At 37.9% G+C, this 14,532-nt stretch carries 11 protein-coding genes; all 11 read left to right on the forward strand.

Annotated elements, in window-relative coordinates; genetic code table 11:
- Positions 1-5: 5 nt before the first annotated feature.
- The 11 genes from codY to DM800_RS15300 all read left to right on the forward strand — a co-directional run bounded on the left by codY (position 6) and on the right by DM800_RS15300 (position 14,524).
- Entirely contained in the window at positions 6-785 is a 780-nt protein-coding gene (gene codY / locus DM800_RS15250) for a GTP-sensing pleiotropic transcriptional regulator CodY (protein WP_000421290.1), read from the forward strand.
- A 350-nt stretch (positions 786-1,135) separates the two neighbouring features.
- Positions 1,136-1,837 carry a 30S ribosomal protein S2 gene (gene rpsB / locus DM800_RS15255; protein ID WP_048546000.1) on the forward strand — a complete coding sequence of 234 codons (702 nt, stop codon included), beginning with the start codon at positions 1,136-1,138 and terminating at the stop codon, positions 1,835-1,837.
- Positions 1,838-1,941: 104 nt separating this feature from the next.
- On the forward strand, positions 1,942-2,829 hold the full coding sequence (tsf, locus tag DM800_RS15260; protein ID WP_048545999.1) for a translation elongation factor Ts: 888 nt from the start codon (positions 1,942-1,944) through the stop codon (positions 2,827-2,829).
- Between the two features lie 66 nt (positions 2,830-2,895).
- Complete coding sequence (gene pyrH / locus DM800_RS15265) at positions 2,896-3,618, forward strand: UMP kinase (protein ID WP_000042666.1); 723 nt, start codon at positions 2,896-2,898, stop codon at positions 3,616-3,618.
- Positions 3,619-3,620: 2 nt separating this feature from the next.
- Positions 3,621-4,178 carry a ribosome recycling factor gene (gene frr / locus DM800_RS15270; protein ID WP_000531506.1) on the forward strand — a complete coding sequence of 186 codons (558 nt, stop codon included), beginning with the start codon at positions 3,621-3,623 and terminating at the stop codon, positions 4,176-4,178.
- 85 nt (positions 4,179-4,263) lie between these two features.
- Positions 4,264-5,040: an isoprenyl transferase gene (gene uppS / locus DM800_RS15275; protein WP_000971311.1), complete on the forward strand. Its 777-nt coding sequence runs from the start codon at positions 4,264-4,266 to the stop codon at positions 5,038-5,040.
- Between the two features lie 17 nt (positions 5,041-5,057).
- Positions 5,058-5,849: a phosphatidate cytidylyltransferase gene (gene cdsA, locus DM800_RS15280; RefSeq protein WP_048545995.1), complete on the forward strand. Its 792-nt coding sequence runs from the start codon at positions 5,058-5,060 to the stop codon at positions 5,847-5,849.
- A 23-nt stretch (positions 5,850-5,872) separates the two neighbouring features.
- Positions 5,873-7,015, forward strand: a complete 1,143-nt coding sequence (dxr, locus tag DM800_RS15285) for a 1-deoxy-D-xylulose-5-phosphate reductoisomerase (RefSeq protein WP_000790363.1) — start codon at positions 5,873-5,875, stop codon at positions 7,013-7,015.
- 16 nt (positions 7,016-7,031) lie between these two features.
- Positions 7,032-8,288, forward strand: coding sequence for an RIP metalloprotease RseP (rseP, locus tag DM800_RS15290; RefSeq protein ID WP_001090238.1), 1,257 nt, complete (start codon positions 7,032-7,034; stop codon positions 8,286-8,288).
- A gap of 109 nt (positions 8,289-8,397) precedes the next feature.
- Positions 8,398-10,098 carry a proline--tRNA ligase gene (locus tag DM800_RS15295; RefSeq protein ID WP_147787122.1) on the forward strand — a complete coding sequence of 567 codons (1,701 nt, stop codon included), beginning with the start codon at positions 8,398-8,400 and terminating at the stop codon, positions 10,096-10,098.
- Between the two features lie 124 nt (positions 10,099-10,222).
- Positions 10,223-14,524, forward strand: coding sequence for a PolC-type DNA polymerase III (locus tag DM800_RS15300; RefSeq protein ID WP_048545990.1), 4,302 nt, complete (start codon positions 10,223-10,225; stop codon positions 14,522-14,524).
- The last annotated feature ends 8 nt before the right edge of the window (positions 14,525-14,532 follow it).

Below are 14,532 nucleotides of genomic sequence, written 5' to 3' on the forward strand. Positions count from 1 at the left end.
TTGAAATGGAATTATTAGCAAAAACAAGAAAATTAAATGCGTTATTACAGAGCGCAGCAGGAAAGCCTGTAAACTTTAGAGAAATGTCTGACACAATGTGTGAAGTAATTGAAGCGAACGTATTCGTAGTAAGTCGTCGTGGTAAATTACTAGGTTATGCAATTCACCAACAAATTGAGAATGAGCGTATGAAACAAATGCTTGCAGAGCGTCAATTCCCGGAAGAGTACACGCAAAGCTTATTCAACATTACAGAAACATCTTCAAACTTAGATGTAAACAGTGCTTACACAGCATTTCCAGTAGAAAATAGAGAATTATTCGGTCAAGGTTTAACTACAATCGTACCAATCGTTGGTGGTGGTGAGCGTCTAGGCACATTAGTGTTAGCTCGTCTTGGTCAAGAGTTCTTAGACGATGATTTAATCCTTGCTGAATACAGTTCAACTGTAGTAGGTATGGAAATCTTACGTGAAAAAGCAGAAGAAATCGAAGAGGAAGCACGTAGTAAAGCTGTTGTTCAAATGGCGATTAGCTCATTATCTTACAGTGAGTTAGAAGCAATCGAGCATATCTTCGAAGAATTAAATGGAACAGAAGGTTTACTTGTTGCAAGTAAAATTGCTGATCGCGTAGGAATTACTCGCTCTGTAATCGTAAATGCACTACGTAAATTAGAAAGTGCTGGTGTTATTGAGTCTCGCTCTTTAGGTATGAAAGGAACATACATTAAAGTGCTAAACGACAAGTTTCTACAGGAACTTGCTAAATTAAAAACAAACTAATTTATAAAACTCTCCTCGTTTTTTGAGGAGAGTTTTTTGTGTGTAAAAGATTAATGGTGTCTGTAAAAAGCGTCATAATCGTGTTCTTTGGAAAAGCTATGAGTTGAATTTCACTTTTTTGCTTAAAAGAAATGCAGGTTGGTAATACTAGAATTCGAGTGTGAACAAAGAAAGTTTTACATTGTTCGCATTTTCGACTTGATTGTAATATTTCAGTATGATATAGTAAGCAGTGGTGTCAGTACAAAGTACACACGTTTGCTGATTTAAGTGTTGGTGCTACGTTTGTAGTTTCGCTTAGAGATGAAGTAAACGGAGGATATCAAAAACCATTTAGGAGGAACTATATTATGTCAGTAATTTCTATGAAGCAATTGCTTGAAGCTGGTGTTCATTTCGGACATCAAACTCGTCGTTGGAACCCAAAAATGAAGCGTTACATTTTCACAGAGCGTAACGGTATCTACATCATCGACTTACAAAAAACTGTGAAAAAAGTTGAGGAAGCTTACAGAACGATGCGCGACATCGCTGCTGAAGGTGGAGACATTTTATTCGTAGGTACTAAAAAACAAGCACAAGAAGCTATTAAAGAAGAAGCAACTCGTGCTGGTATGTACTTCGTTAACCAACGTTGGTTAGGTGGAACTTTAACAAACTTCCAAACAATCCAAAAGCGTATCAAGCGTCTTAAAGACATCGAAAGAATGCAAGAAGATGGTACTTTCGAAGTACTTCCTAAGAAAGAAGTTGTTCAACTTAAAAAAGAGTTAGAGCGTCTTGAGAAATTCTTAGGCGGTATTAAAGATATGAAAGGTCTTCCAAGTGCATTATTCATAGTAGACCCTCGTAAAGAGCGTATTGCAGTTGCTGAAGCACGCAAATTACACATTCCAATCATCGGTATCGTTGATACAAACTGTGATCCAGACGAAATCGATCACGTTATCCCAGCAAACGATGATGCAATTCGTGCTGTAAAACTTCTTACATCTAAAATGGCAGACGCGATCCTTGAAGCAAAACAAGGTGAAGAAACTGTTACTGCGTAACAAATTTGGAAAGGTGATAAGGGGTTCGGCCTTTTATCACCTTTTTTAAGGTATAAACACCTTTATAAAAGGTATAAATACATATTTTAGGAGGATGAAAAAATATGGCAATCACTGCACAAATGGTAAAAGAACTTCGTGAAAAAACAGGCGCAGGTATGATGGACTGCAAAAAAGCTTTAACTGAGACTAATGGCGACATGGAGAAAGCAATTGACTTCTTACGTGAAAAAGGTATTGCAAAAGCTGCTAAAAAAGCAGACCGCATCGCTGCTGAAGGCTTAACTTTCATCGAAACAAACGGTAACGAAGGTTTAATCTTAGAATTAAACTCTGAAACTGATTTCGTTGCGAAAAACGAAGGTTTCCAAGCATTAATTAAAGAATTAGCTGCACACTTATTAACTAACAAACCAGCTAACATTGAAGAAGCTATGGCTCAAACAATCGAAGGCGGCAAAACAGTAGAAGAGCACATCAACGAAGCAATCGCTAAAATTGGTGAAAAACTTACACTTCGTCGTTTCGAAATCGTATCAAAAACTGATGCTGATGCATTCGGCGCTTACCTACACATGGGTGGACGTATTGGTGTATTAACAGTTCTTGAAGGTTCTACTGACGAAGCTGCTGCTAAAGATGTAGCAATGCACATCGCAGCAGTTAACCCTAAATACATCGACCGCGATGCTGTAACAGCTGAAGAAGTTGAGCATGAGCGTCAAGTATTGACACAACAAGCTTTAAACGAAGGCAAGCCTGAAAAAATCGTTGCAAAAATGGTTGAAGGCCGTCTAGGCAAATTCTTCGAAGAAATTTGCTTACTTGACCAAGCATTCGTTAAAAACCCTGATATGAAAGTTCGTCAGTTCGTTGAGTCTAAAGGCGGAACATTAAAAGGATTCGTTCGCTACGCTGTTGGTGAAGGTATCGAAAAACGCGAAGACAACTTTGCTGAAGAAGTAATGAACCAAGTAAAAGGTAGCAACTAATAAAGATTAGGGAACACATTGTGTTCCCTTTTTTAAAATAAAGATGTAAGCAATTGGAGGTTCATTATGAGTAAACCGAAATATAATCGTGTCGTATTAAAGCTAAGCGGAGAAGCGTTAGCTGGCGAACAAGGATTTGGAATTAACCCGTCTGTTATTAAATCAGTTGCGGAACAAGTGAAAGAAATTGCAGAACTTGATGTAGAGGTTGCTGTTGTTGTTGGTGGCGGAAACATTTGGCGTGGAAAAATCGGAAGTGAAATGGGAATGGATCGTGCTGGAGCAGATTACATGGGTATGTTAGCAACAGTTATGAACTCATTAGCTCTTCAAGATAGCCTAGAGAACATTGGAATTCAAACTCGTGTTCAAACTTCAATCGAAATGCGTCAAGTAGCAGAGCCTTACATTCGTCGTAAAGCAATTCGTCATCTAGAGAAAAAACGTGTTGTGATCTTTGCAGCAGGTACAGGTAACCCATATTTCTCTACAGATACAACGGCAGCACTACGTGCAGCGGAAATCGAAGCAGACGTTATCTTAATGGCGAAAAACAATGTAGATGGCGTATATAATGCAGATCCATCTCTTGACCCAACAGCTACGAAATACGAAACACTTACTTACTTAGATGTATTAAAAGAAGGTTTAGGTGTAATGGATTCAACAGCTTCTTCTTTATGTATGGACAATGATATTCCATTAATTGTATTCTCGGTTATGGAAAAAGGTAACATTAAACGTGCCGTTTTAGGCGAAAATATCGGAACAGTTGTAAGGGGGAAATAAATATGGGACAACAAGTATTGAAGTCTTCAAATGAAAAAATGGAAAAAGCAGTTGCTGCTTACTCTCGTGAATTGGCAACAGTTCGCGCAGGTCGTGCAAGCTCGTCTGTATTAGATAAGGTACAAGTTGATTACTATGGTGCACCAACACCTGTTGTGCAATTAGCGAACATTACAGTTCCAGAAGCACGTTTACTTGTAATTCAACCTTATGATAAAACTTCTATCGGTGATATTGAAAAAGCAATCTTAAAAGCAGATTTAGGCTTAAATCCTTCTAATGATGGAACTGTAATTCGTATTGCATTCCCTGCATTAACAGAAGAGCGTCGTCGCGATCTTGTAAAAGTTGTGAAAAAATATGCTGAAGAAGCAAAAGTTGCTGTTCGTAACGTACGTCGTGACAGTAACGATGATCTTAAGAAGCTTGAAAAAGCTGGCGATATTACAGAAGATGATTTAAGAGGATATACTGAAGATATCCAAAAAGAAACAGATAAATATATTGCAAAAGTTGACGAAATCGCAAAAAACAAAGAAAAAGAAATCATGGAAGTGTAATAGCGATACCTTCGCAAATATGACCCTCTTCTTAAGGGGGTCTTTTTACACTTTTAGGCATACGTCTGCTTGCTGGAGGGTATGAATGATGTTTAAAAACTTTCCTTTTTTTAAAAGTAAAAAGGTCGCATCGTTTGATCATCTCGTTGAAAAAGTGAAAAAAGGATACATCCCAGAACATATTGCCATCATTATGGATGGTAATGGAAGATGGGCAAAGAGGAGAGCGATGCCTCGTATTGCGGGACATCATGAAGGCATGCAAGTTGTAAAGAAAATCACAAAATTTGCAAGCAAACTTAATGTGAAAGTGTTAACTCTTTATGCTTTTTCAACTGAGAACTGGAAAAGACCGAAAAAGGAAGTTGACTATTTAATGAGGCTTCCAGAAGAATTTCTAGGTACATTTTTACCAGAATTGATTGAAGAGAACGTACAAGTCCGAGTGATAGGACAACAAGATCGTCTTCCTACGCATACACGCAGAGCGATGGAAAAGGCCATGGAAGATACGAAAGAGAATACGGGATTAATTCTTAATTTCGCGTTAAACTATGGAAGTCGAGATGAGATCGTTTCTGCTGTGCAACATATGGTGAAAGATAGTGAGGAAGGAAAAATTCGTGTTGAAGATGTAAGTGAAGAAATGCTTTCTTCCTACTTAATGACGAGTTCTTTACCTGATCCAGAGTTGTTAATTCGTACGAGCGGAGAGCTACGTATTAGTAATTTCATGTTATGGCAAATTGCATATTCGGAGTTTTGGTTTACAGATGTGTATTGGCCAGATTTTACCGAGGAACATTTGCTAAATGCGATTACAGACTTTCAACATAGAGGGCGCAGATTCGGAGGCGTGTAGAAAGAGAGGGTTTGGTAGTGAAACAGAGAATTATTACTGGAGTGGTTGCTGCCGCGCTATTCATTCCCATCGTAATTTACGGTGGCGTGCCTTTTACGGTTTTAGTGTATGCACTTGCTTCTATAGGTTTATATGAATTAATTCGTATGAATAAGCTTACGCTTATTTCAATACCAACAGTTTTAGCTGCAGTATTATTATGGGTTATTTTAATTCCAAGCAGTGCATCAGAACTGTTTACTTGGATTGGATTAGGTAAATTAGAAATCACATTTGTGATTGTTTTATTACTTTTATCATATACAGTCCTTTCTAAGAATACATTTACTTTTGACCATGCTTCCTTTTTACTAATGGCAACAACATATGTTGCAATGGGATTCTTATATTTGAATGAAACGAGAATTTTAGGAATTAAATATGTGTTTTGCGCATTATTTGTTATATGGGCTACCGATTCAGGCGCATATTTCGTAGGGAAAGCATTAGGAAAAAGAAAATTATGGCCAGAAATTAGTCCGAATAAAACGATTGAAGGTTCATTAGGCGGCATCGTTTGTGGGATTGTTGTGGCACTTGTTTACAATATGTTCTTCCCAGTTGAGGCTAATGTAGGGATTTTAATTGTGTTGACAATTATCATTTCTATTTTTGGACAAATTGGTGATTTAGTACAATCTGCATTTAAACGTCATTATGGCGTAAAAGATTCAGGTACAATTTTACCTGGACATGGTGGTATATTAGATCGAACAGATAGTTGGTTATTTGTGTTACCAATTCTCTACTTCTTATTACAATACAATTAATAAATGAACGAGGGGTTGGAGTCATGAAAAACATTAGTTTATTAGGTGCAAGCGGATCAATTGGTACACAAACTTTAGATGTATTACGCTCGCACCCAGACCAATTCCGTCTCGTTGCTTTTTCTGTAGGGAAAAATATTGACTACGCAGTAAAGGTAATTCAAGAATTTTCTCCGCAAATTGTCTCTGTGCAAAGAGAGGAAGATGTTTTAAAATTACAAGCTGTCTCTGGTAATACAAAAATTGTATATGGTAGTGAAGGGCTTTTAGAAGTAGCATTACATCCAGATGCAGAGATTGTAGTAAATGCTGTTGTAGGTAGCGTAGGGTTGTTACCAACACTTCGTGCAATTGAGGCGAAAAAAACAATCGGAATTGCAAACAAAGAAACGTTAGTAACCGCAGGGCATCTTGTAATGGAAGCAGCACGAAAACATAATGTTTCGTTACTTCCAGTAGACAGTGAACATTCAGCTATTTTTCAATGCTTGAATGGTGAAAATGAAAAAAGAATTTCTCGACTAATTATTACGGCTTCTGGTGGAAGTTTCCGTGATAAAACGAGAGATGAATTGCATCATGTGACCGTAGAAGATGCGCTTCGACATCCAAACTGGTCAATGGGTTCGAAAATTACAATTGATTCTGCTACAATGATGAATAAGGGGCTAGAAGTAATTGAAGCACATTGGCTTTTTGGTATCCCTTATGAGCAAATCGATGTTGTTTTACATAAAGAAAGTATTATTCATTCTATGGTTGAATTTGAAGATCGTAGTGTGATGGCACAGCTTGGCTCACCTGATATGCGAGTACCAATTCAATACGCACTTACATATCCTGATCGATTACCTCTTTCAGACACAAAGCAGTTAAATTTATGGGAAATGGGAACATTGCATTTTGAGAAAATGAACCAAGAACGTTTCCGTTGTTTGCGTTTTGCGTATGAAGCTGGAAAAACAGGTGGAAGTATGCCAGCTGTAATGAATGCAGCAAATGAAGTAGCTGTTGAAGCGTTTTTACAAAAGAGAATTGGTTTCTTAACAGTGGAAGACCTCATTGAAAAAGCAATGAACCATCACAATGTCATTGCACGTCCGAGCTTAGAGGAAATTCTGGAAATTGATGCAACCACAAGACGGTTTGTGATGGAACAAATTTAGCAAAGGTGGTATGGAATTGAATACAGCGATTGCCTTTATATTAATTTTCGGTGCACTCGTATTTTTCCATGAGCTAGGGCATCTATATTTCGCAAAAAGAGCAGGTATTTTATGCCGTGAGTTTGCGATTGGTTTTGGTCCGAAAATATTCTCATTTGAAAAGAATGAAACGGTGTATACGATTCGATTACTGCCCCTTGGTGGCTATGTAAGAATGGCTGGCGAGGATGCAGACACAGTTGAGTTAAAGCCTGGAAAAAAGGTTGGCCTTGTATTAAATGAAAAAGACGAAGTTGCGAAATTAGTTTTTGATGGATATGAAAAGTATCCAAATGTTCGTGTCATTGAAGTCGAACAAGCTGATTTAGAGCATAATTTAACAATTTCGGGCTATGAAGAGTACGAGGAAGAGCTTCAAACATTCCGAGTGAATGAAAAGGCTCGTATTATTACTGCTGGTGAAGAAATACAAATTGCTCCGTATAATAGGCAATTCGGCTCCAAGAAATTGGGTCAACGTGCCTTAACAATCTTTGCAGGTCCTGCAATGAACTTCATTTTAGCATTTGTTATTTTTGTGATTCTTGGATTTGTACAAGGTGTTCCTGTTGACAAGCCAATGGTCGGAAAAGTAATGGAGAATAGTGCAGCCGAGCAAGCCGGATTAAAAGAAAATGATACAATTCAAGCAATCGATGGGAAAAACACAAGTACATGGAAAGATGTTGTTACCATTGTACGTGAAAACCCAAATAAAGAAATTACGTTACAAGTAAAGCGTGATAATGAACAGTTTAATGTAAAAGTAACGCCAACACTCGATAAAGAAGGAAAAGACGAAGTGGGTAGAATTGGTGTTTACTCTCCAGTAGAGAAAACAGTAATGGGTTCTATTAAATCAGGATTTGAACAAACATACCAATGGACAAAACTAATTTTTGATTCACTTGTGAAATTAGTAACTGGTCAATTCTCTATTAATGAGTTGTCAGGTCCAGTAGGAATTTATAATCTAACAGATCAAGTCGTAGATTATGGATTTACGCGTGTATTAAGTTTAGCAGCAGTTTTAAGTATTAACCTTGGTTTATTTAATTTACTACCAGTCCCTGCTTTAGACGGTGGACGTTTGTTCTTCTTCTTAATTGAAGCGTTACGAGGGAAACCAATTGACCGCCAAAAAGAAGGAATGGTTCACTTTATTGGTTTTGCATTATTAATGTTACTTATGTTAGTTGTAACTTGGAATGACATTCGTAAGTTTTTCTTGTAAAATAAAGTGAAACTTATAATGAAATAGAGCTCGTAGAATAAAATCCCTCACCTAACTCGAGGTGAGGGGTTTTACTGCGTGTAAGAGTAAAATGAAGAGGTGCGAATAAATGAAACAAAGTATGGTATTCAGTCCTACATTACGTGAAGTTCCAGCTGATGCGGAGATTAAGAGTCATCAGTTATTACTTCGTGCAGGTTTTATGCGTCAAAATGCTTCTGGTATTTATAGTTTTCTACCATTTGGATTAAAAGTACTACACAAAGTAGAACGTATCGTTCGAGAAGAAATGGAGCGCGCAGGAGCTGTAGAATTATTAATGCCAGCGATGCAAGCTGCAGAATTATGGCAAGAATCAGGCCGTTGGTATTCTTACGGATCTGAATTAATGCGTATGAAAGATCGTAACGCTCGTGAATTCGCATTAGGAGCGACACATGAAGAAGTAATTACGGATCTTGTACGTGATGAAGTGAAATCATATAAAAAATTACCGTTAACATTGTACCAAATTCAAACGAAATTCCGTGATGAACAAAGACCTCGTTTTGGTTTATTACGTGGAAGAGAGTTTCTAATGAAAGATGCATACTCTTTCCATGCTACACAAGAGAGTTTAGATGAAGTATACGATCGCTTATACAAAGCATACTCTAACATTTTTGCTCGTTGTGGCTTGAATTTCCGTGCAGTTATTGCTGACTCTGGAGCAATGGGCGGAAAAGATACGCATGAATTTATGGTATTATCTGAAGTTGGTGAAGATACAATTGCATACTCTGATACATCTAATTATGCAGCAAACATCGAAATGGCTCCTGTGGTAGCTACGTATACGAAGAGTGATGAAGCAGAAAAGGCACTTGAAAAAGTAGCAACACCAGATCAAAAAGCAATTGAAGAAGTATCTGCATTCTTAAACATTGAAGCTGACAAGTGCATTAAGTCTATGGTATATAAAGTAGATGAGAAATTAGTAGTTGTACTTGTTCGTGGTGATCATGAAGTAAACGATGTAAAAGTGAAAAATGTATACGGCGCTTCAGTTGTTGAGCTTGCTTCTCATGAAGAAGTGAAAGAGTTATTAAACTGTGAAGTTGGTTCTTTAGGACCGATTGGTGTAACAGGTGATATCGAAATTATCGCAGACCATGCTGTAGCATCAATTGTTAACGGATGTTCAGGAGCGAACGAAGAAGGGTTCCATTATGTAAATGTAAATCCAGAACGTGACTTTAAAGTAAGTCAATATACAGATTTACGCTTCATTCAAGAAGGAGACCAGTCTCCAGATGGAAATGGAACAATTCTTTTCGCACGCGGAATTGAAGTTGGCCATGTATTCAAATTAGGAACTCGTTATAGTGAAGCAATGAACGCAACATTCCTAGATGAAAACGGAAAAACACAACCACTTATTATGGGTTGTTACGGTATCGGTGTATCTCGTACAGTGGCAGCAATCGCAGAGCAGTTTAATGATGAGAACGGTTTAGTTTGGCCAAAAGCTGTTGCACCGTTCCATGTGCATGTAATTCCAGTAAATATGAAATCTGATGCGCAACGTGAAATGGGTGAAAACATCTACAACTCATTACAAGAGCAAGGGTACGAAGTATTACTAGATGATCGTGCAGAACGTGCAGGTGTTAAATTTGCAGATGCAGATTTATTCGGCCTTCCAGTTCGCGTGACAGTTGGTAAAAAAGCAGACGAAGGTATTGTAGAAGTGAAAGTACGTGCTACAGGCGAGTCTGAAGAAGTGAAAGTAGAAGAACTTCAAACATATATTGCAAATATTTTAAAATAAGAAGAGGTACCTCGTAATGAGGTACCTTCTCTTTCTTTGTAAACGTATTTTGTAAAAGAAGAAGGGAGAAATCTTTCTTTGTAGTACGTTTCAATTTATAATAGCAAATGGAAGGAGAGTGCTTATGTCTTTAACAAATGAACAACAAGAGCGATTTCAAATTTTGCTCCAGCAGTTGCAAATACCAGACGACCTTATAAATCAATATTTACAAGGTGGTGGCATTGAAAGGCTCGTTATTGATAAAACGAATAAAAGTTGGCATTTTGATTTACAAGTGCCACGAATTTTGCCTACAGAATTATATGAATTGCTAGAAACAAAGCTTAAGCAATCATTTTCTCATATTGCAAGAACAACATTTGCATTAGAAACAGAGAATAAACAATTTACAGAAGAAGAAGTGAGGGCGTATTGGCCACTTTGTACGGAACGAATTACATTTTCACCTATGTTTGCTTACTTAAAAAAGCAGCTTCCGCAGGTGAATGGAGTGAAGTTGCTAATAAATGTGAATAATGAGCTGGAATCTACTGCTTTAAAGAAAAACGTTGCGAAACCAGTAGGGGATCAATACGAAACTTTTGGATTCCCGCGTTTTCAGTTAGACACACATATACAGCAAAATACAGAAGAAATGCAAAAGTTTCGTGAGCAAACGCAGCAAGAAGATCGTGAACGTGTTATACAAGCTATGGAAGAAATGGCAAAGAAGCAAGCTGAAGAAAGTAGCGTTGTGCATGAAGGACCGGTTGTACTCGGATATCTTATTAAGCCGGATGAAGAGATTACACCGATGCGAGAAATTCAAGATGAAGAAAGAAGAAAAACAGTTCAAGGGTATGTCTTCCATGTAGAAACGAAAGAGCTACGTAGTGGCCGTACGTTATTAACTTTAAAAATAACAGACTATACGGATTCAATTATGATCAAAATGTTCTCGCGTGACAAAGAAGATATTCCAATGCTGCAATCCTTGAAAAAAGGAATGTGGGTGAAAGCGCGTGGTTCTGTTCAAAATGATACATTCGTTCGAGATTTAGTAATGATTGCAAATGATATAAATGAAATAACAGGACCGTCTCGTAAAGATAAAGCGCCAGAAGGTGAAAAACGTGTAGAGCTGCATCTTCACACACCGATGAGCCAAATGGACGCTGTTACTCCTGTTTCTAGACTTGTTGCCCAAGCAGGTAAATGGGGACATGAGGCAATCGCTGTTACAGACCATGCTGTTGCGCAGTCTTTCCCAGAGGCATATTCTGCGGGTAAAAAGGCTGGGGTTAAAGTTATATATGGTGTAGAGGCGAATTTAGTTAATGATGGTGTACCGATTGCATATAACGAAGCGCATCGTTTACTTGCAGAGGAAACTTATGTTGTTTTCGACGTTGAGACGACAGGTTTATCAGCTGTATATGATACTGTTATCGAGTTAGCGGCTGTAAAAGTAAAAGGTGGCGAAATTATTGACCGCTTTGAATCTTTCGCAAATCCACATCAACCATTATCTGCGACGATTATTGAATTAACAGGTATTACAGATGATATGTTAACGGATGCACCAGAAGTGGACGAAGTGTTTAAAAAGTTTGAAGAATGGATGGGCGACCATACACTTGTTGCTCATAACGCAAGTTTTGATATGGGCTTTATTAACGTAGGTTTTAAAAAGGCTGGACTAGAAAAAACGAATAATCCTGTTATTGATACGTTAGAACTTGCAAGATTCTTATTCCCGGAAATGAAAAACCATCGATTAAATACGATGTGTAAAAAGCTTGATATTGAATTAACGCAACATCACCGTGCGATTTATGATACAGAAGCAACGGGATACTTACTTGTGAAAATGTTAAAAGATGTGATTGAAAAGGGATTTGAATATCACGATCAATTAAATGATAGCATGGGGCAAGGGGATGCGTATAAGCGTGGACGTCCAAGTCATATGACGTTACTTGCGACATCAGATGTAGGGTTGAAAAATTTATATAAACTTGTTTCCTATTCTCACCTAAATTACTTTTACCGTGTACCACGAGTACCAAGGTCACTATTAAAAAAATATCGTGAAGGAATTTTAGTAGGAACGGCTTGTGATAAAGGTGAAGTGTTTGAGGCGATGATGCAAAAAGCTCCTGAAGAGGTAGAAGAAATTGCGCAGTTCTATGATTACATTGAAGTAATGCCTCCAGAGGTGTTACGTCATTTAGTAGAGCGTGAACTTGTTCGAGATGAGGGACAATTAAAAACAATTATTTCTAACTTAGTAAAACTAGGTGAGACGTTAGATAAACCAGTTGTTGCTACAGGAAACGTGCATTATATAGATCCAGAGGATGCAATGTATCGCAAGATTTTAGTCAGTTCGCAGGGCGGAGCCAATCCGTTAAACCGACATTCATTACCACCTGTACATTTCCGTACAACGGATGAAATGTTAGAGTGTTTTTCATTCTTAGGTGAAGACGTAGCGAAAGAAATTGTTGTAACGAATACACAAAAGATTGCATCATTAATTGGTGATGTTCATCCAGTGAAAGATGATTTATATACACCGAAAATTGAAGGTGCAGATGATGAGACGCGTGATATGAGTTATAAAATGGCGCGTAGCATTTATGGTGAAGAGTTACCTGAAATTGTAGAAGCGCGTTTAGAAAAAGAATTAAAAAGTATTATTGGGCATGGATTTGCCGTAATTTATTTAATTTCACATAAGCTTGTGAAAAAATCGTTAGTAGACGGATATTTAGTAGGTTCGCGTGGATCGGTAGGTTCATCATTCGTTGCAACGATGATGGAAATTACAGAAGTAAACCCATTACCACCACACTATGTATGTCCGAAGTGTAAGCAATCAGAATTCTTTAATGATGGTTCTGTAGGTTCTGGTTTTGACTTGCCGGATAAAGAATGTCCTGCATGTAATGTTCCATACGTGAAAGATGGACATGATATTCCGTTCGAAACGTTCCTTGGATTTAAAGGAGATAAGGTACCCGATATCGATCTGAACTTCTCCGGGGAATACCAACCACGTGCCCATAACTATACGAAAGTACTGTTCGGTGAAGATTATGTATACCGTGCGGGTACAATAGGTACAGTTGCGGAAAAAACGGCTTATGGATATGTAAAAGGTTATGCAAATGATCATAATTTAACGATTCGAAATGCAGAGATTGACCGCTTAGTAGCAGGATGTACGGGCGTAAAACGTACAACTGGACAGCATCCAGGTGGTATTATCGTTGTGCCAGATTACATGGATATCTTTGATTTCTCACCAATTCAGTTTCCGGCAGATTCAATAGGGGCTGAGTGGAGAACGACACACTTTGATTTCCACTCCATTCATGATAATTTATTGAAACTTGATATACTAGGACACGATGATCCTACTGTTATTCGTATGTTACAAGATTTAAGTGGTATTGATCCGAAAACAATCCCAACAGACGATCCGGAAGTAATGAAAATTTTCTCAGGCCCGGAATCGTTAGGGGTAACGGAAGAACAAATTAACTGTAAAACAGGTACACTTGGTATACCAGAGTTTGGTACGAAATTCGTAAGGCAGATGTTAGAAGAGACGAAACCTACGACATTCTCTGAGTTAGTCCAAATCTCTGGACTATCACATGGTACAGACGTATGGCTTGGTAATGCAAACGAGTTAATTTATAACGGTACATGTACGCTGAGTGAAGTTATCGGTTGTCGTGATGACATCATGGTATATTTAATCTATCAAGGTTTAGACCCATCATTAGCCTTCAAAATCATGGAGTCAGTTCGTAAAGGTAAAGGTGTACCGGAAGAATGGGAAGATGACATGAAAAGTAATAATGTACCAGGTTGGTATATTGATTCATGTAAGAAAATAAAGTACATGTTCCCTAAAGCCCATGCGGCTGCTTACGTACTTATGGCTGTACGTATTGCATACTTTAAAGTACATTTCGCGCTTCTATTCTATGCGGCATACTTTACAGTTCGTGCAGATGACTTTGATGTAGAGGCGATGGCGAAAGGTTCAGCATCTATACGTGTAAGAATTGATGAAATTGCGCAAAAAGGTTTGGATGCAGCGCCGAAAGAGAAAAGTTTATTAACAGTACTAGAAATGACACTTGAAATGTGTGAGCGTGGATACTCATTCCAAAAGGTTGATTTATACCGTTCGCATGCAACAGAATTTATTATTGATGGGGATACTTTAATTCCTCCATTTAATGCAGTGCCTGGACTTGGTACAAATGCAGCTTTAAGTATTGTAGAAGCACGCAAAAATGGAGATTTCTTATCAAAAGAAGATTTACAGCAGCGCAGTAAGGTTTCGAAAACAATTATTGAGTATTTAGATAGTCAAGGTTGCTTAGGCGATCTACCTGATCAAAACCAGTTATCACTGTTCTAATAGGTAGG

This window comes from Bacillus sp. AY18-3 (genome assembly GCF_008042305.1).
Lineage (GTDB): Bacteria > Bacillota > Bacilli > Bacillales > Bacillaceae_G > Bacillus_A > Bacillus_A wiedmannii.